Here is a 17,829-nt window from a genome sequence, read left to right on the forward strand (position 1 = left end):
AAACACCATTATCAATAAAAGCCCTGCCATGTAGGGCTTTTTAGTTCTTTCATCAATGTAATTCAACCTTAAAAACTGCAGGTTTACCCTCTCGTTCATCTGTTCAATAAACTAAAATAAACAGTTAAAATGCCGCGCAAACATGTGTGATATGAACTTTACCTCACACTTTTTATTTAAACCGTTTTATCAATGAACAATTTCCTTTTGAACAACCACTTATACCTTGAGTCATACGGGTACTTTGAGTTACCTTGTTTAATCCAAAGTAGTGGTCCACAATACGCTCTGTACCTCACTTTAAACGTAAAATTATTGGTTCTCCCACGAAAGTAGTCTAGAAATAGTTTATGATTATAAGAGTCCAACTATTATGGTGAAAAAATTGGACCAAACATTGATAGAGCAAGTTGAAGGGATATGCGCAGCGAGAGGAGTTCGTTTAACTCCACAAAGAAAGCGAGTTTTTGAACTGATTTTATCTAACAAGAAAGCATCCAGTGCTTACGAGTTATTAGAACAATTAAAAATAAGCGAGCCGCAAGCAAAGCCTCCCACTGTATATCGCGCTTTAGATTTTTTATTGGAACAAGGTTTCATTCACCGGGTCGAGTCGACAAATAGCTTTATATGTTGCTGCTCATGCAATGCTAATAAACATTTTTCTCAGCTATTAATTTGCGATAAATGTGGCACTGTTATTGAATTGCAAGACGATGCTTTAATCGCTCAACTGGCTAGTAACGCAGAGAAGCATGGCTTCCAACTGACGAATCACGTCATTGAGTCACACGGAATATGTCAACCTTGCTCCTCCAACATGAAAGAATAAAATAGAAGAACATTATGCGCGCTGAATTTGTAAACCCGTTTTTAGCCTCTTTAATGAATGTACTAAAAACGATGGCCTCTCTAGAATTGAAGCCACAAAAACCAAGAGTAAAGAAAGACGAAATTGCTCGAGGTGATGTATCAGGCTTAATCGGTATGGTTGGCCAACAAAGTCGCGGCTCTATGTCGATTACCTTTGATGAAGGGCTTGCGCTAGAGATCATGCAAAACATGCTTGGTGAAAGACCAAATGGTCTAAACGAAGAAGTGACAGACATGGTCGGCGAAATCACCAATATGGTGACGGGCGGTGCTAAGCGCATCCTTGCTGAAAGTGGATTCGATTTCGATATGGCAACACCAGTTGTTGTATCAGGTAAAGGTCATACGATTCGCCATAAATGTGAAGGCTCTATTATTATCATGCCATTCACATCTCAATGGGGTAACGCCTTCATTGAAATTTGTTTCGAGTAATTTTTACCGCTAATGAATAAACAAAAAGCCGACGCAATTGCGTCGGCTTTTTTATACCTGGTATTTTCAAACCTGATAATAATGGCAAGTAAAGCCAAATGTATGGCTCTACTTACAGCACCCCGACCATATCGCGTTAGCAATAAGCGTCAGGCAAAACAGTTATTATGCTTTGAACGCGTTAAATGCGTTGATCAGACCATTTGTTGAACTGTCATGAGATGATACTTCAGAACCATCAGCCAGCTCAGGAAGAATTTGGTTTGCCAGTTGCTTACCAAGCTCTACACCCCATTGATCAAAGCTGAAGATATTCCAGATAACACCTTGAACAAAGATTTTATGCTCGTACATGGCAATCAAGTTACCTAGTGTGCGAGGTGTAATCTGTTTAACCAAAATAGAGTTTGTTGGGCGGTTACCCTCAAAAACTTTAAATGGTGCCAGTTCAGCCGCTTCTTCTGCAGTTTTACCCGCCGCTAGGAACTCAGCTTCAACTACTTCTTTCGTTTTACCAAACGCAAGTGCTTCAGTTTGAGCAAAAAAGTTCGACATCAGTTTTTGGTGATGATCAGATGCAGGATTATGGCTAATTGCAGGAGCAATGAAATCTGCAGGGATCAACTTAGTACCTTGGTGGATCAGTTGGTAGAAAGCGTGCTGACCGTTTGTTCCAGGTTCACCCCAAATAATAGGACCAGTTTGGTAATCCACAGGGTTGCCATTACGGTCAACAAACTTGCCATTTGATTCCATGTTACCTTGCTGGAAGTAAGCAGCAAAACGGTGCATGTACTGATCGTATGGCAAGATCGCTTCAGACTCAGCGCCATGGAAGTTATTGTACCAAATACCAATAAGAGCAAGGATTACAGGAATATTGCTTTCTAGGTCAGTTGAAGCAAAATGGTTATCCATATCATGAGCACCGTCTAATAGCTCAACGAAGTTATCGAAGCCAATAGAAAGTGAGATAGAAAGACCAATAGCAGACCATAGTGAGTAACGACCGCCAACCCAGTCCCAGAATTCGAACATATTGTCTGTATCAATACCGAACTCAGCAACAGAAGGTGCGTTCGTTGAAAGTGCAGCGAAGTGCTTAGCAACGTGTGCTTCATCACCAGCTTCAGCTAAGAACCAATCACGAGCAGAGTGTGCATTCGTCATCGTCTCTTGAGTGGTGAATGTTTTAGATGCAACCAAGAACAACGTTGTTTCTGGGTTTAGAGGCTTAAGTGTTTCAACGATGTGAGTACCATCAACGTTAGAAACAAAGTGCATATTTAGGCGAGTTTTGTATGGCGTTAGCGCCTCAGTTACCATGTATGGACCAAGATCTGAGCCGCCGATACCGATGTTTACAACGTCAGTAATCTCTTTACCTGTGTAACCTTTCCAATCACCAGAAACGATGCGGTGCGTAAACAGTTCCATTTTTGCTAGTACTGCGTTTACTGCTGGCATTACATCTTTGCCATCAACGATTACAGGGTTATCGCTGCGGTTACGTAGAGCAGTATGAAGAACAGAACGACCTTCTGTTTTATTGATTGCTTCACCACTAAACATAGCTTCAATTGCTGATTTCAGTTCTGTCTCGTTCGCAAGAGAGAACAACTTATTCATAGTGTCAGCATCAACTAGGTTCTTTGAATAATCAACTAAGATATCTGAACCAAATTTTGTAGAGAATTTTTCAAAGCGCTGCGCATCTTTTGCAAAAAGATCTTTAAGATCCATATCTTGTGCAGATTCAAAATGAGCTGTTAGATCTTTCCACGCAGATGTTTGCGTTGGGTTAATGTTTTTCAACATGATGTCTATCCCGATATTTCTGTTGGTTTTATTCTAGCCACCGTTAACGATGAGTAGAACCCCCGATTAGGCGATAATATTTTCATTCAAAAAAGTACTTAGGCTTCTCTTGAACTCTTATTTGTAATTTATTTTCATGACGTATTATGCAGCAGTTAAAAATCAACTTATTGAGATAAATCAGATTACATTTGTTGATTTAAAAAGCAGCATGAGTAAAGCTCCACTCTATTAGCAAATTGAGTCAAACCTTGTAAATTCAAGTCTAAAAGATAGCGTTAAACGATTATTTTTCCAAATACAATATAAAGGATGCCATATGTGGGTTCAGAAGACGATTCATCTCGATGCCAGAGAACGTGGCTTTCACCTTATTACTGATGAAATTGAACAACAAATTAATTCTATCGATAATCTCTCTGTTGGTTTATTACACCTTTTTATACAGCACACTTCTGCCAGCTTAACTTTAAATGAGAACGCAGATCCGACAGTTCGTATCGATATGGAGTCACATTTTAATAAATACGTTCCAGAACGAGCAAGTTACTACCTTCATACTTACGAAGGAGATGACGATATGCCAGCTCACATCAAAGCTTCTCTTTTAGGTAATAGCATTACCATCCCGATTACCAATCGTCGGTTAGCTTTAGGTACATGGCAGGGTATTTACTTAGGAGAGCACCGTGATTACGGTGGGAGCAGAACTGTCATTGCAACCATTCAAGGTGAGTGACTATTCACTGTTAGTCACAATTAACGGTGAGCAACAGTTCAAAATAAGCAACAACACGCTGGCAATGGCAAATAAAAAGGGTGGTACAGTTATGACCACCCTTTAACGATAAGAGACATGGTTTATCAAAGATGACATTCTATCTTTGGCCATAAACTTTTGATGCAGGCTTTAGATACTAGATTTAAATACTGGCTTTTAGCTTAAAAGGGTTGGTTTATCATAACCCGAAAAGTACCTTCTTCACTGCCTCTGGCTATTTCAGTACGAACTACTATACCTTCAACTTGAAAGCGTACCGCACCACCTAGGCTCCACTTCATATCCGTGTGTAAGGTCTTTAAATCGTACTCTTCAGAGACTCGTCCTACTTCAGCAAAAGCCACCCATTGCCACCAAGGCAAATCATAGTAATTGATCACTGGAATGCTCTCTAAAGGCTGCCAATCCGGGAGCACTCGATACTCTGCAGAGTAATGGATTGCCGAACGTCCGTGGAAGCGCCCGCCAGTATAGCTTCTTAATCGATATAAGCCGCCAAGACGAGCTTGCTCCATTTCTGGAGGGCGAGCACAATGATCAGAAGAGCAGTTATCCCAAGTAGGGGTATCTGATGTATAGAAATCGAACGCGACAACTTGTTGGTCAAATAACTCCCCAAGAGGTCCTAATGCGTAATAATGGCTATTTTGGAAAGTCCATTTAAGCCAAAGATCATCGTCTCCCCAACTCTCTGCACCAGTCATTAATTCAAAAGAAGTGTGAGAACCTTTGGTTGTGTTACGCGTGCTGTCACGGTTATCCCAATCAAACGCTAAGCTTAAACCAGTGGCTTTCTCATCGTCATAAAAACCATCTAATTCACGAGAGCTGAAAAAAGGCGTCACAATTATCGAACTGACTCCAGATTCTATTGGAGAAGCAAAGCTAACATCGCGAATAGGCTGGAATGCACCGAGCAAACCATGCTCAGCAACATTACCCCAGGGTAATAAATACTTAAATTCAAACTGATAGTTTTTTTCTACACCATCAATGATCGTTTTATCAGTGTTCGATGAATTGTTGTCTCCTTGAGAGCCAAGGTAGTAGGGATTGTCATTAAAGCGGGCTTGGTACATTTGAGTACTGAACAGCCACTCTTCCGATAACGCATAATTGAAAGCAGAAACGAAGCCTACATAACTGTCTTTATCAGAATACAACGCCATACCAAATAAAGCTGCTTGTGGCTGACCCGCACCTTTAGCGACACCGGCAACCCCAAAGGTATTTCCCATCACTTCCGTGCTGAAGTAAAAAGGTAAGAATGCTGAATCCTTTTCTTCACTAGCAACATTTAATGAGAAAAAAACACACATAACACTGAGCAATGAAGGTAGCAGCAAGGTGGCTATGCGCTTTGTAAAGTTCGCCAAAGGCATCATTAGTACTCGTATTCCATTTCTACTCTTGAGGTCAGTTTAGTCACTAATTCATACGCTATCGTACCGATATGCAGTGCGACCTCCTCCGATGGTAATTCCCTTCCCCACAACGTAGCTTCATCACCAACTTTATCTTTAGCATCAGGACCTAAGTCAACAGTGAGCATATCCATAGAAACTCGACCCGCAATTGGCGCTTTACGACCATTAATAAAAACAGGTGTACCATTAGGGGCTGTCCGAGGGTAACCATCACCGTAACCTATTGCGATGACACCAATTTTGGTATCTCGCTCACTAGTCCAGTTACCACCATAGCCAACACTTTCACCTGCTTTCAAATCACGCACTGCAATCAGGTGAGATGTCAGAGTCATTACCGGCAGAAAGCCTAATTCTTTAGCTGACTTATCAACAAACGGAGATACACCGTAAGAAATAATCCCAGGTCGAACCCAATCTAAATGGCTGTCAGGCCAAGCCAGTAAACCTGCTGAATTCGCAAGAGAGCGCTCCCCTTCACAGCCTTCAGTCAAAGACAGGAACAATTCAGTCTGTTGCTCGGTCGTAGCTTTGTCTAACTCATCAGCGCAACCAAAGTGGCTCATGTAGCGTAGTGGTTTTGCCACATTCGGGCATTGATGTAGGCGCTCAACAAAATCTTGATACTGTTCAGAGCGAACACCTAAACGGTGCATACCGCTATCGACTTTCAACCAAACGACAACAGGCATTTCAAGTTGAGAATTTTCTAGGGCACTTAACTGCTCTTCACAATGGACCACTGTTTGAATGTTATTAGTCACCAGAATTGGTAAGTCACCCTGGGAGTAAAACCCTTCAAGCAATAAGATGGGTTGAACAATACCGCCAGCGCGAAGCTGTAAGGCTTCTTCAATTCTAGCGACACCAAAAGCATCCGAGTTTTTAGAATGCTTGGCGATATGCAGTAAGCCGTGTCCATAACCGTTGGCTTTGACTACCGACATCACTTTACTGTTCGGCGCTTTGGACTTAATCAACCGCAAGTTATGTTCAAGCGCATTTAAGTTAATACTCGCCGTTGCGGCTTTCATATATGTCATAGCTGCTTACTCGTCATCAAATGCAGGACCTGCATAGTTATCAAAACGAGAATGCTGACCTTGGAAAGTAAGTCGAACTGAACCGATAGGACCATTACGCTGCTTACCTAAGATTATCTCTGCAATGCCTTTTAATGAGCTGTCAGGGTTATAAACTTCATCACGATAGATAAACATGATCAAATCGGCATCTTGCTCGATAGAACCTGATTCACGCAAATCTGAGTTTACAGGTCGCTTATCTGCACGTTGCTCGAGGGAACGGTTAAGCTGAGAAAGGGCTACAACCGGCACATTTAGCTCTTTGGCTAATGCTTTTAGTGAACGAGAGATCTCTGCAATTTCAAGAGTACGGTTTTCAGATAAAGCAGGAACACGCATTAATTGAAGGTAATCGATCATGATCATCGAAATACCGTCATGTTCTCTTGCAATTCTTCGAGCTCGTGAGCGAACTTCAGTAGGAGTCAGACCGGAACTGTCATCGATGTACATGTTCTTCTTATCCATAAGAATACCCATACTCGAAGAGATACGCGCCCAATCCTCATCATCTAGCTGACCCGTTCGGATCTTGGTTTGATCGACACGAGAAAGAGAAGCAAGCATACGCATCATTAATTGTTCGGCTGGCATCTCTAGAGAAAAGATTAAAACCGGCTTGTCTTGTTTCATCGCTGCGTTTTCACATAAGTTCATCGCAAACGTGGTTTTACCCATCGATGGACGAGCCGCGACAATAATTAAGTCAGAACCTTGCAGACCAGCTGTCTTCTTGTTGAGGTCATTGAAACCAGTATCGACACCTGTTACGCCATCTTGTGGTGATTTGTATAGGATCTCGATTCGTTCCAAAGTTTTCTCTAGAATGCTGTCTACATTCTGAGGGCCTTCATTTTCACTCGCACGCCCTTCAGCAATAGCAAATACTTTACTTTCGGCTAGATCCAATAAATCTTCAGAGCTGCGACCTTGAGGGTCATACCCTGAATCTGCAATTTCATTAGCGACACCAATTAAGCTACGGACAAGCGCTCTCTGCGCAACTATTTCAGCATAAGCATTAATATTAGCTGCACTTGGGGTGTTCTTAGCTAAATCAGCCAAATAAGCGAAACCGCCGACTTCTTCAAGTTGCTCGCGAACTTCTAAAAATTCGGAAAGTGTAATCAGATCAAGTGGGTTACTTTCTTCAAGAATTGCTTTTACCGCTTCAAAAATTAAGCGATGAGGTCGACTGTAAAAATCTTTACTCACCACTTTTTCTGAAACCGTATCCCAGCGTTCGTTGTCCAGCAACAAACCGCCAATCACAGATTGCTCAGCTTCTAATGAATGCGGAGGAACTTTGATTGCGTCCACCTGATCGTTGGCTGATTTCTGATTTCTGGTATCCACTATGACTACACTCAATAACTATTAATGACCGCTCATTATACGCAAGAACGATAATTTGTAATCCACCCGACAGCGTTTGTTTTACTCTTAATTAAGAATTTACTTATTGCTGACTCAAATAAGCAAAGGTACGATTACGATCCTTCTATTCATATCACTTATAATGAGGTCTGCGTGTCCAAAGTATTAGCGCTCAGCATTGGGCTTTTGAGTGCTCCGCTGGTTTTTGCAGATGGTGTCACCGCCACTACTGCAACTGATAATATGGATATTGCACCCGCAGACACTGAACTACCTAGCCCCTGGGCAACTGAAGTCGAGTTTGGTTACCAATCTCATACCGGAAATTCGGATACTCACTCGTTGAATGCACGCCTTAAGGGTGAGTATACGGCCGGTCGTCATAGGACTAACGGTGAATGGAAATACTACAATTTATATAAAGATGGTGAAGAAGATAAAAGGCAATCGACTTACTCAGCGCAAAGCGATTATAAGCTAAGCCCGAAAACCTATTTTTATGGAAGCTTTAAAGGTATAGATTCAAGGTACAGTGCGTATTTTAAGGACTATACCGTTTCTAGTGGTTTAGGTTATCAATTTTCCAACACTGAAGTCTTTGTTTTAGAAGTCGAGATGGGCCCTGGTTTTCGATACCAAGAACCTAATTTAGATGAGATTGATGATGACGATATTATCTTTCCCGATATTGTCGAAGAAGGGATTTTCCGAGGGAATATCAATACATCATGGCAAGTTTTAGACAACTTACAGTTTAAAGCGGACATGACATTGGTCTCAGGCAGAAGCAATATTCGATTGGATACAGATTTAGAAGTCATCAATGACATTACCGATAATATCGCGCTGAAAATTGCGCACTCTCGTCAGTATCACGATAAAGTTCCTGAAGGGTTGAATAAAGAAGACTCTGTATTATCCATAAACTTATTATTTCAATTCTAACCAAACCTGCTAGTTAGTAGGCTCTACTGCTCCACATTGTTAATGTTAACAGCCACACCTTTTAATACCTCATATTTTAGACATAAAAAAACACCAGCCGAAGCTGGTGTTTAAAACTTTCAAAACGAAAGAATTCGTCTCGTACTGAAATTACGCAGTAGCAACGATAGAGATTTTCGCAGTAGCAAAAACTTCAGAGTGAAGTTGGATGCTTACTTCGAATTCACCGATGTTACGTAAAGCGCCTTCAGGTAGGCGTACTTCGCTCTTAACTACTGCAACACCAGCTGCTGTAATAGCGTCTGCGATGTCACGAGTACCGATAGAACCGAATAGTTTGCCTTCGTCACCAGCTTTAGAAGCGATTGTAACGCCTTCTAGAGTGTTAACTGTCTCTGCGCGAGCTTCTGCAGCAGCTAGTTGCTCAGCAACTTTAGCTTCTAGTTCAGCACGACGAGTTTCGAACATAGCAACGTTTTCTTTAGTTGCCATAACTACTTTACCCTGTGGGATAAGGAAGTTACGAGCGTAACCAGATTTAACGTTTACTTGGTCGCCAAGGCCACCTAGGTTACCGATTTTATCAAGTAGAATAACTTGCATTATCTTAGTCCTCTTAAACTATTGTTAACTATTACCGATTACTGATGCTTGTCAGTGTATGGTAGTAGAGCTAGGTAACGAGAACGCTTGATAGCGCGAGCTAGTTGACGTTGGTATTTAGCACTTGTACCAGTGATACGGCTAGGTACAATTTTACCAGCTTCAGTGATGTAGTTTTTTAGAGTTGCTACGTCTTTGTAGTCAATCTCTTGTACGCCTTCTGCAGTAAAACGGCAGAATTTACGACGACGGAAGAAACGAGCCATGGGCTATCTCCTGATCTAAATTTAATAATGCGGTATTCACACAAACTTATAATTAAGTTAAGCAAATGCTTATAGTGAAAATACCTAAACGAGTCGAATAAAATTTAATGACCTAAACGGTCAAAAAAGAATTACTCAGCAGCAGCTTCTGGCTTAGCTTCTTCTTCACGACGTGGTGCACGTTCTTCACGGTCATCACGACGAGGAGCACGCTCTGCACGCTCTTCTTTTTGCTTAAGCATGATAGATTGCTCAGTCACAGCGCCTTTAGTGCGCATGATCATGTTACGTAGAACTGCATCGTTAAAACGGAAAGCAGTTTCTAGCTCGTCCATCACTTCTTGACCAGCTTCAACGTTCATAAGAACGTAGTGAGCTTTGTGAAGTTTGTTGATTGGGTAAGCCATTTGACGGCGGCCCCAGTCTTCTAGACGGTGGATAGTACCACCAGCTTCAGTGATTGAACCAGTGTAACGCTCGATCATGCCAGCTACTTGCTCGCTTTGATCAGGGTGAACCATGAATACGATTTCATAATGACGCATTTGGTTGCTCCTTACGGATTATTAGCTTCCACGAAAGGCTCGGTCGTCCAAGGGAAGCAAGGAACTAAAGAAAAATGACCGAGTTTTAAGGACGGCAAATATTATAGAAAGAGCTCGTTATTAGCAAGCAATATTTGGCGAAAAATAAAACAGTTTAGTGCGTATCGTTTTCGCTCTCTTATCGCAATAAAAATCCCTACTACAAGTAATAGGGATTCACGAATAAGAACTCAATAAAAACGCTAGGCTAGGCGTTGGCGAACCGCTTCAAATAAGCAGATACCTGATGCAACAGAAACGTTCAAACTTGAAACGCTACCCGCCATTGGGATCTTAATTAAGTCATCACACGTTTCACGAGTCAGTCTACGCATACCGTCACCTTCAGCGCCCATTACAATCGCTAATGGACCAGAAAGTTTAGCTTGGTAAATATCATGTGTCGCTTCACCAGCCGTACCCACAAACCATACACCTTGTTCTTGTAGTGCACGCATTGTGCGAGCGAGGTTGGTTACACGAACTAGAGGAACTGTCTCAGCAGCACCACACGCTACCTTACTTACTGTTGCCGTTAACGGCGAAGAACGGTCTTTAGGAACGATAACAGCAGCCACACCTGCGGCATCTGCATTACGTAAGCAAGCACCTAGGTTATGAGGGTCTGTCACGCCGTCTAGAACCAATAGCAGAGGCTGTTCGTGCTGAGCAAGGATATCATCTAGGTGCGTTTCATTAAGCTGTTTAGCTGGCTTAACTTTAGCAATCAAGCCTTGGTGATTAGCACCACTAGCTTTGTCATCTAAGACTTTTCGACCCATTTGCTGAATGGAAACACCAAACTGTTGTAATTGGTTCAATAGAGGAAGTAAGCGCTCATCCTGGCGCCCTTTAAGGACATAAGCTTCAATAAAGCGTGCTGGATCTTTCTCTAGTACGGCTTTCACCGCGTGAATACCGTAAATAAATTCGTTACTCATTGTCTCAAGTTACTCTTATTGCTCAGAGATGAATATCATCAATACCGATGTATCCATCTCTGTGTTGTTTATTTCGAGAGCATTCGTCTTTCGCCTGATACTCTCGCATTAAAGTGATTTCGCATTTAATTAGTTAGATGCTGAACTTTATCAGCACCAAGCCTTAAGACTTATCAGCCTTTGGCTTACGGCTTGCCGCACGTTTTTTCTTTGCACGAGCCTTAGCAGCACCAGTTTTATTCGCTGGTTTTTTCTTTTTAGCAGAGCTTTCGCTGCTGCCATCAGGTCGCTTCGTTGGTTCAACCAAAGGCTTCGCTGATACGCCCGGCTTATTACTCTTCACTGCAGAACGCTTCTTGCTTTTTGCCTTTTTCATTGCTTCTGCTGCACGCTTTTTGGCAGTTTTTCCTTTACCACGTGGCTGACGAACAGTGTCTTCTAAATCAAAGTCAATTTGGCGAGTTTCTAAGTTAACCGCAGAAACCTTCACTTTAACTGAATCACCCAAGCGGTAGATATTACCTGAGCTTTCACCAACCAGACGCTGACCAACAACATCAAACTGATAGTAGTCATTCGCTAGTGCGGAAATATGTACTAGACCATCGATGTGCAGCTCCGTTAGACGCACAAAGAAACCGAAGCCAGTCACGTTGGCAATCACGCCATCCATCACTTCGCCAACATGGTCTTGCATGTATTCACATTTCAGCCAGTCGTTCACTTCACGTGTAGCATCATCAGCACGACGCTCAGTCATTGAACACTGTTCGCCGTAGAAGTCCATATCATCGAAAGTGTAATGGTAACCACCGGTTGGCGTCCAACGTTCGCTGTTACGACCTTCTTCTTTCGCAATAAGGTACTTAATCGCACGGTGCAATAGCAAATCTGGGTAACGACGAATTGGCGAGGTAAAGTGTGCATAGCGTTTAAGAGCTAGACCAAAGTGACCCGCGTTATCCGCGTTGTATACCGCTTGCTTCATTGAGCGCAGCAGCATAGTTTGGATTAATTCACGATCTTCACGTTCATTAATCTGTTGCATCAGTTGTGCATAATCTACCGGAGATGGTGATAGACCACCTTCCAGCGTTAAACCTAATTCACTTAAGAAGCTCTTAAAGCCCATTAAGCGCTCTTCACCCGGAGTATCGTGAACACGGTACAGCGCAGGCTCTTTTGCTTTTTCTACGTAAGATGCCGATGCGATATTCGCAAGAATCATACATTCTTCGATGATCTTGTGTGCATCATTACGAATTACTGGTTCAATACGGTCAATCTTACGATCCGCATTGAAGATAAACTTAGTTTCTACCGTTTCAAATTCAATCGCACCACGTTCGTCACGCGTTTTCTTAAGCACCTTGTACATCTTATGAAGCTCTTCAAGATGTGGTACTTCTGGTTCGTAACGTTCACGTAATTCTTCATTACCATCTAAGATCGCGCCTACTTTGTTATAAGTAAGACGAGCATGAGAATTCATTACCGCTTCGTAATGCTTGTAGCCCGACAGTTTACCTTTGTCTGAGATAGTCATCTCACACACCATACATAAACGGTCTACCTGAGGGTTCAATGAACACAAACCATTTGAAAGTACTTCTGGCAGCATTGGTACTACTTGTGACGGGAAGTATACCGAGTTACCACGGTTAATCGCTTCTTTGTCTAGCGCTGTCTCAGGGCGAACATAGTAACTCACGTCAGCAATCGCTACCCATAGACGCCAGCCGCCGCCTTTCTTCGCTTCACAGTAAACCGCGTCATCGAAGTCGCGCGCATCTTCGCCATCAATCGTAACCAATGGGAGTTTACGTAGATCAACACGCCCTTCTTTTGCTTCTTCAGGAACATGCTCACCGAGATTTTCGATTTGTTTATCAACCGCTTCAGGCCACTCTTGTGGGATCTGGTGAGTACGGATCGCGATCTGCGTTTCCATACCCGGAGCCATATTTTCACCAAGAACTTCGGTCACTTTACCCATCATGTTACGAGAACGACCACCGCGATCCGTAATTTCAATCACAACCACATTACCCATTCGAGCACCGCCTTTATGCTCAGTAGGGATCTGAATATCATGACTAATACGTGAATCATCAGCAACCACGTAAGAATGACCGTACTCTAAGAAGAAACGACCAACAAGTGGGGTTTTACGCTCTTCAAGAACACGAACCAAACGACCTTCACGACGGCCACGCTTACTGTTGTCAGTAGGCTGAGCCAATACGTAATCACCGTGCATGATGGTTTTCATCTGATGATGCGGCAACACGATATCATTGTCTTTACCAACGCTTCCATCAGGACGAACCCAACCATGACCGTCTTTATGACCAATCACATAGCCTTTAATAAGTTCCATCTTCTCAGGTAATGCATAGCACTGACGACGAGTAAAGATAAGCTGCCCATCACGTTCCATTGCACGTAAACGACGACGCAGCCCTTCATATTGTTCCTCTCCAGCAAGGCCCAGAGCTTCGAATAGATCGTTACGGTTCATTGGAATATTCGCTTCTGTTAGAAACGAAATAATAAACTCTCGGCTTGGTACTGGATTTTCGTAATTTTTCGACTCTCGGTCGGCAAAAGGATCAACAGTGGTTGTCGCTGTCGTGTTTTCTGACATTGGTGTGTTTTTTGACATAGGCGGACCTGCTTAAGCAAGGAAGGTATATATCCCTAGTATATCTGATGCTAGGGGTAACCTACAGATATGCTTTGGAAATCACTCTAAATAGGGAAGATTTATACTACTTTAAATTATCGCCACTATTTAAAGCTCTAGAACTTGGAAAATTTTAAGTGCACTCCCCAACAGACTATTTTTACTCCATGATATAAACAAAAACACTTCGACAAGCGAAGTGTTTAAGTCAGATTTCAGTCTAAAACGTCATAAAGATAAAGTGCAGGTTCATCTTTATGTCAGCCTTTTACCAAAAGACATCACGGCGTTTAGCTCGAGCAATGATGTTATCAGGCATTCTTTGCTCTAAACCATTTCGCAAAACTGAAATTCTTTTATGCTGCCTTTGATCAGCAGTCACAGAGTTATATAGCCAGCGATAAGCATCTTCATAATCGAGAGGGCTTCCGTAATCACGGAGTAGCAATTCCGCTAAATGAATACGGGCTTTAAGGTTCCCCATAGCCGCAGCTTCGCGCAAGTAAGGGATGGCTCGCTCTTTATCTTGCTGAACTAAAGTACCTCTCGAGTAATAGCGCCCGAGTTGCTCTAGAGCCACAGGTAAACCTTGGTGTGCTGAGTTTTCCATGTAGTAAAGACCAAGCTCTACATCTTGTTCAACACATACTCCCCACGCAAGCATGTCACCGTATAAGAATTCATAAGACGGCAAACTAATACGCGTTGCACGGGCAACAATATCTTCAACCAACTGACATTTATCCGCCTTTACACGCTCTAAATGTTGATTGCGTTCTATTAAATTAATCAACTCAGCTTCAGTGTATATCGGTACTGGCTCTCCAACATCAGCTAAATCTGCATAGCTGAAAGTTGAGCTCAACGCGAATACTAATGAAGCTGCTACAATTCGTAGCTTCATACCTGCACTCTTTTATCTGTCTTTGAAACGCAAGACTCACTGCTTTTAATGCAGCAAAGACTTATAGCACTTCACTTACCATGATAACTGTATCGGCAACTGACATATTTGCTTTAGACAAAACTTGCCGATGATGGGCAATATTTTGCCAGATAGCGTACAAAAGATCATCAGCAATAATAAAAACTATAAATCATAGATATAAAAAAGCCGACTTAATAAAGTCGGCTTTTAGAAAACTATTTTATTATCAAAGCACTAAATTAAAGTGCTTGGTAATCACTCAAAGGCATTACGCGCCGTATGGATGAACCTTGATGATAGTTTCGTTACGATCTGGACCCGTTGATACGATATCAATTGGAACGCCAGTTAGGTCTTCAATACGCTTGATGTAATCTAGAGCAGCTTGTGGAAGCGCATCAATAGTCTTAGCACCAAATGTGTTCTCGCTCCAACCAGGCATTGTTTCGTAGATTGGCGTTGCTTCTTCAAATGACTCAGCAGCCATTGGAGAAACTTCTAGAACAGAACCATCTTTCATCTTGTAACCAGTACAGATTTTTAGCTCTTCTAGACCATCTAGAACGTCTAGTTTAGTTAGACACATACCAGATAGAGAGTTGATTTGGATTGCACGACGCATAGCAACGGCATCAAACCAGCCAGTACGACGTAGACGACCAGTTGTAGCACCGAATTCGTGACCAACATCGCCTAAGTGTTTACCTACTGGGTCTTGCTTCTCAAGACCATCGTAAAGCTCTGTAGGGAATGGACCTGAACCAACACGAGTACAGTAAGCCTTAGTAATACCAAGGATGTAGCCGATGTGACGAGGACCGAAACCAGAACCTGCAGCTACACCACCAGCAGTAGTGTTAGAAGACGTTACGTATGGGTAAGTACCGTGGTCGATATCTAGTAGCGTACCTTGAGCACCTTCGAACATGATCTTGTCGCCGCGCTTACGTGCTGCATCTAGTTCGTCAGTTACGTCGATAACCATCGCAGTTAACATATCTGCGTAGCTCATCGCTTGCTCAAGAACTTCTTCGTAGCTTACTGTTTCAGCTTTGTAGAAGTGCTCTAGTTGGAAGTTGTGGAATTCCATAACTTCTTTCAGTTTCACTGCAAACATTTCTTTATCGAAAAGGTCACCAACGCGTAGACCGCGACGAGCAACTTTATCTTCGTAAGCAGGACCGATACCACGACCCGTTGTACCAATAGCTTTAGCGCCACGAGCGATTTCACGCGCGTTGTCGATAGCAATATGGTACGGAAGAATTAGTGGACAAGCTTCAGAAATGAAAAGACGTTCACGAACAGGAATGCCGCGATCTTCAAGAGGCTTCATTTCTTTTAGAAGTGCGTCAGGCGATAATACTACACCGTTACCGATAACACATTTTACGTTATCGCGAAGAATGCCTGATGGAATTAAGTGAAGAACGGTTTTTTCACCGTCAATGACAAGAGTGTGACCTGCATTGTGACCGCCTTGGTAGCGAACCACGTATTTTGCATCTTCAGTTAAAAGGTCAACAATTTTACCTTTACCTTCGTCACCCCATTGGGTGCCCAGAACGACTACGTTATTTCCCATCTTTCCAATTTCTGTTGCTAATTAAAAATGGATTCTAGCACCGAATCGCTCTATTTGCAGTCATTTTTTGTTCATAACTCAGATTATTACCCATAGAAAATGCGGCAGGTATACTGATATGATCACAAAAACCATTGATATATTGAACATTTTCACTCACTAGGGACAAACGATGTCAAATTCAATCTGGCTTGCGATAGGACTGGTTCTAATTGTAGAAGGTCTAGGACCTTTAATTGCACCGAATGGCTGGCGAAATATGGTCGCTCAATTGAGCCAACAGCCTGATAATCAACTTAGACGAATTGGTGGGTGTTTAGTCGTTGCTGGAATTGTGATTGCGGTGATGACTGCATAAATACCAATGTTGCTAACTTCCTAAGATCCTAAGATCCTAAGATCCTAAGTAAATCATAAAATTCATAACATTTGAAAAGCAAAAAGGCTCCCTGAGGAGCCTTTTTATTATCAATACACTTCTAATCTAACTAGCTTAGATAAAGTCATCGGTCTCAATAGTTATTGAGCGCCTTTTGACGTATTCATGTACTGGAAGAAGTCCGTTTTAGGATCAAGAACTAGGATATCGCTCTTGTCACTAAATGAAGCTTCATATGCTTGAAGTGAACGTAAGAAACCGTAGAACTCAGGGTCTTTGCTGTACACATCAGAGTAAATTTTTGCAGCTTCTGCGTCAGCATCACCACGTGTTACTCGAGCTGTACGATCAGCTTCAGCAAGAACAGTAGCCACCTCTAGCTCAGCTTGAGCTCGGATAACTTCAGCCTTTTCACGACCTTGAGAACGGTGTTTACGCGCAACAGATTCACGCTCTGCACGCATACGTTTATAGATAGAGTCACTGATGTTATCTGGAAGGTTGATTTTCTTCATACGGAAATCAACGATCTCAACACCTAGATCTTTCATTGCAGAATCACGTGTACCAACCAGTACTTCTGACATGATTTGATCACGCTCACCATCAATTTCTAACGCTTCTTTTGCAGCTTCAGTCGTTACAACTTCAGTGTCATCAGCTTCAGGCAAAACATCTTTGTTTCGAGGACCAGAAACAATCTGCTTAATTTCGCGAGAACCAATTTCAGAACGAAGAACATCTGTTACTTTACGTTCAAGCAGTGCTTCAGCTGTTAGAGCATTACCACCACCAGTTGCTAAGTAATATTGTCCGAAATCTTCAATACGCCACTTCACGTAAGTATCGATGATTACATCTTTTTTCTCTGACGTTACGAAACGGTCTGAACGACCATCCATTGTTTGGATACGTGCATCAAGAGTTTTTACACGGTCAAATAGAGGTAGCTTGAAGTGTAAACCAGGTTCATGAATACGAGAGATATCATTGTTATCTTTCAGTACTCGACCAAAACGAATCACGATGCCGCGCTCGCCTTCTGGTATCACAAATACAGACATCAGCATTAGAGCCAATGCTACAACCAATACAGGGATCATTAACTTACGCATT

17 protein-coding genes are annotated in these 17,829 nt (G+C 42.3%); 5 read left to right on the forward strand and 12 right to left on the reverse strand.

Features of this window, described 5'->3' with window-relative positions; genetic code table 11:
• Positions 1 to 373: 373 nt before the first annotated feature.
• Together zur and L4C37_RS08820 are read left to right on the forward strand one after the other, a co-directional pair.
• Positions 374 to 832 carry a zinc uptake transcriptional repressor Zur gene (gene zur, locus L4C37_RS08815; protein WP_137374101.1) on the forward strand — a complete coding sequence of 153 codons (459 nt, stop codon included), beginning with the start codon at positions 374 to 376 and terminating at the stop codon, positions 830 to 832.
• 14 nt (positions 833 to 846) lie between these two features.
• Positions 847 to 1,308 carry a chemotaxis protein CheX gene (locus L4C37_RS08820; RefSeq protein ID WP_137374100.1) on the forward strand — a complete coding sequence of 154 codons (462 nt, stop codon included), beginning with the start codon at positions 847 to 849 and terminating at the stop codon, positions 1,306 to 1,308.
• Positions 1,309 to 1,473: 165 nt separating this feature from the next.
• Here L4C37_RS08820 and pgi read toward each other — a convergent pair whose 3' ends face one another.
• Positions 1,474 to 3,126, reverse strand: coding sequence for a glucose-6-phosphate isomerase (pgi, locus tag L4C37_RS08825; RefSeq protein WP_372268045.1), 1,653 nt, complete (start codon positions 3,124 to 3,126; stop codon positions 1,474 to 1,476).
• 319 nt (positions 3,127 to 3,445) lie between these two features.
• Here pgi and L4C37_RS08830 point away from each other — a divergent pair, with 319 nt between their 5' ends.
• The gene (locus L4C37_RS08830) at positions 3,446 to 3,865 is read left to right on the forward strand and encodes a secondary thiamine-phosphate synthase enzyme YjbQ (protein WP_429768365.1); all 420 of its coding nucleotides are present in this window, start codon (positions 3,446 to 3,448) and stop codon (positions 3,863 to 3,865) included.
• Positions 3,866 to 4,068: 203 nt separating this feature from the next.
• Here L4C37_RS08830 and L4C37_RS08835 read toward each other — a convergent pair whose 3' ends face one another.
• The 3 genes from L4C37_RS08835 to L4C37_RS08845 all read right to left on the reverse strand — a co-directional run bounded on the left by L4C37_RS08835 (position 4,069) and on the right by L4C37_RS08845 (position 7,775).
• Positions 4,069 to 5,226: a BamA/TamA family outer membrane protein gene (locus L4C37_RS08835; protein WP_429768472.1), complete on the reverse strand. Its 1,158-nt coding sequence runs from the start codon at positions 5,224 to 5,226 to the stop codon at positions 4,069 to 4,071.
• Between the two features lie 65 nt (positions 5,227 to 5,291).
• Positions 5,292 to 6,368 (reverse strand): alanine racemase, encoded by a 1,077-nt coding sequence (gene alr / locus L4C37_RS08840; protein ID WP_429768473.1) that lies wholly within the window; start codon positions 6,366 to 6,368, stop codon positions 5,292 to 5,294.
• Between the two features lie 15 nt (positions 6,369 to 6,383).
• Positions 6,384 to 7,775 (reverse strand): replicative DNA helicase, encoded by a 1,392-nt coding sequence (locus L4C37_RS08845; RefSeq protein WP_171737316.1) that lies wholly within the window; start codon positions 7,773 to 7,775, stop codon positions 6,384 to 6,386.
• A gap of 174 nt (positions 7,776 to 7,949) precedes the next feature.
• Between L4C37_RS08845 and L4C37_RS08850 the strand changes: the two genes are divergently transcribed.
• Positions 7,950 to 8,741, forward strand: coding sequence for a DUF481 domain-containing protein (locus L4C37_RS08850; RefSeq protein ID WP_372268050.1), 792 nt, complete (start codon positions 7,950 to 7,952; stop codon positions 8,739 to 8,741).
• 150 nt (positions 8,742 to 8,891) lie between these two features.
• Here the strand turns inward: L4C37_RS08850 and rplI are convergent, their stop codons facing one another.
• The 7 genes from rplI to L4C37_RS08885 form a co-directional block, all read right to left on the reverse strand.
• Positions 8,892 to 9,344 carry a 50S ribosomal protein L9 gene (gene rplI / locus L4C37_RS08855; RefSeq protein ID WP_273296569.1) on the reverse strand — a complete coding sequence of 151 codons (453 nt, stop codon included), beginning with the start codon at positions 9,342 to 9,344 and terminating at the stop codon, positions 8,892 to 8,894.
• Between the two features lie 38 nt (positions 9,345 to 9,382).
• Complete coding sequence (gene rpsR / locus L4C37_RS08860) at positions 9,383 to 9,610, reverse strand: 30S ribosomal protein S18 (protein ID WP_000090472.1); 228 nt, start codon at positions 9,608 to 9,610, stop codon at positions 9,383 to 9,385.
• 131 nt (positions 9,611 to 9,741) lie between these two features.
• Positions 9,742 to 10,155, reverse strand: a complete 414-nt coding sequence (gene rpsF / locus L4C37_RS08865) for a 30S ribosomal protein S6 (RefSeq protein WP_004735855.1) — start codon at positions 10,153 to 10,155, stop codon at positions 9,742 to 9,744.
• A 242-nt stretch (positions 10,156 to 10,397) separates the two neighbouring features.
• A complete protein-coding gene (gene rlmB / locus L4C37_RS08870; RefSeq protein ID WP_137374093.1) occupies positions 10,398 to 11,135 on the reverse strand; it encodes a 23S rRNA (guanosine(2251)-2'-O)-methyltransferase RlmB in 738 nt (245 codons plus the stop codon).
• Between the two features lie 163 nt (positions 11,136 to 11,298).
• Positions 11,299 to 13,800, reverse strand: a complete 2,502-nt coding sequence (gene rnr / locus L4C37_RS08875; RefSeq protein WP_429768366.1) for a ribonuclease R — start codon at positions 13,798 to 13,800, stop codon at positions 11,299 to 11,301.
• A gap of 289 nt (positions 13,801 to 14,089) precedes the next feature.
• Positions 14,090 to 14,725 carry a flagellar protein MotX gene (motX, locus tag L4C37_RS08880; RefSeq protein ID WP_137374091.1) on the reverse strand — a complete coding sequence of 212 codons (636 nt, stop codon included), beginning with the start codon at positions 14,723 to 14,725 and terminating at the stop codon, positions 14,090 to 14,092.
• A gap of 292 nt (positions 14,726 to 15,017) precedes the next feature.
• Positions 15,018 to 16,334, reverse strand: a complete 1,317-nt coding sequence (locus L4C37_RS08885) for an adenylosuccinate synthase (RefSeq protein WP_137374090.1) — start codon at positions 16,332 to 16,334, stop codon at positions 15,018 to 15,020.
• A 172-nt stretch (positions 16,335 to 16,506) separates the two neighbouring features.
• On the opposite strand from L4C37_RS08885, the gene L4C37_RS08890 reads away from it, so the two are divergent.
• Entirely contained in the window at positions 16,507 to 16,692 is a 186-nt protein-coding gene (locus L4C37_RS08890) for a DUF2065 domain-containing protein (protein ID WP_137374089.1), read from the forward strand.
• 161 nt (positions 16,693 to 16,853) lie between these two features.
• Here the strand turns inward: L4C37_RS08890 and hflC are convergent, their stop codons facing one another.
• Positions 16,854 to 17,828, reverse strand: coding sequence for a protease modulator HflC (gene hflC, locus L4C37_RS08895; protein ID WP_137374088.1), 975 nt, complete (start codon positions 17,826 to 17,828; stop codon positions 16,854 to 16,856).
• Between the last annotated feature and the right edge of the window lies 1 nt (position 17,829).

The organism is Vibrio kagoshimensis, from assembly GCF_050337535.1.
GTDB classification, from domain to species: domain Bacteria; phylum Pseudomonadota; class Gammaproteobacteria; order Enterobacterales; family Vibrionaceae; genus Vibrio; species Vibrio gallaecicus.

Coding starts and splice junctions, on each gene's coding strand:
- zur (WP_137374101.1), top strand. CDS start 374: ATGGTGAAAAAATTGGACCAAACATTGATAGAGCAAGTTGAAGGGATA.
- L4C37_RS08820 (WP_137374100.1), top strand. CDS start 847: ATGCGCGCTGAATTTGTAAACCCGTTTTTAGCCTCTTTAATGAATGTA.
- pgi (WP_372268045.1), bottom strand. CDS start 3,126: ATGTTGAAAAACATTAACCCAACGCAAACATCTGCGTGGAAAGATCTA.
- L4C37_RS08830 (WP_429768365.1), top strand. CDS start 3,446: ATGTGGGTTCAGAAGACGATTCATCTCGATGCCAGAGAACGTGGCTTT.
- L4C37_RS08835 (WP_429768472.1), bottom strand. CDS start 5,226: ATGTGTGTTTTTTTCTCATTAAATGTTGCTAGTGAAGAAAAGGATTCA.
- alr (WP_429768473.1), bottom strand. CDS start 6,368: ATGAAAGCCGCAACGGCGAGTATTAACTTAAATGCGCTTGAACATAAC.
- rplI (WP_273296569.1), bottom strand. CDS start 9,344: ATGCAAGTTATTCTACTTGATAAAATCGGTAACCTAGGTGGCCTTGGC.
- rpsR (WP_000090472.1), bottom strand. CDS start 9,610: ATGGCTCGTTTCTTCCGTCGTCGTAAATTCTGCCGTTTTACTGCAGAA.
- rpsF (WP_004735855.1), bottom strand. CDS start 10,155: ATGCGTCATTATGAAATCGTATTCATGGTTCACCCTGATCAAAGCGAG.
- rlmB (WP_137374093.1), bottom strand. CDS start 11,135: ATGAGTAACGAATTTATTTACGGTATTCACGCGGTGAAAGCCGTACTA.
- rnr (WP_429768366.1), bottom strand. CDS start 13,800: ATGTCAAAAAACACACCAATGTCAGAAAACACGACAGCGACAACCACT.
- motX (WP_137374091.1), bottom strand. CDS start 14,725: ATGAAGCTACGAATTGTAGCAGCTTCATTAGTATTCGCGTTGAGCTCA.
- L4C37_RS08885 (WP_137374090.1), bottom strand. CDS start 16,334: ATGGGAAATAACGTAGTCGTTCTGGGCACCCAATGGGGTGACGAAGGT.
- L4C37_RS08890 (WP_137374089.1), top strand. CDS start 16,507: ATGTCAAATTCAATCTGGCTTGCGATAGGACTGGTTCTAATTGTAGAA.
- hflC (WP_137374088.1), bottom strand. CDS start 17,828: ATGCGTAAGTTAATGATCCCTGTATTGGTTGTAGCATTGGCTCTAATG.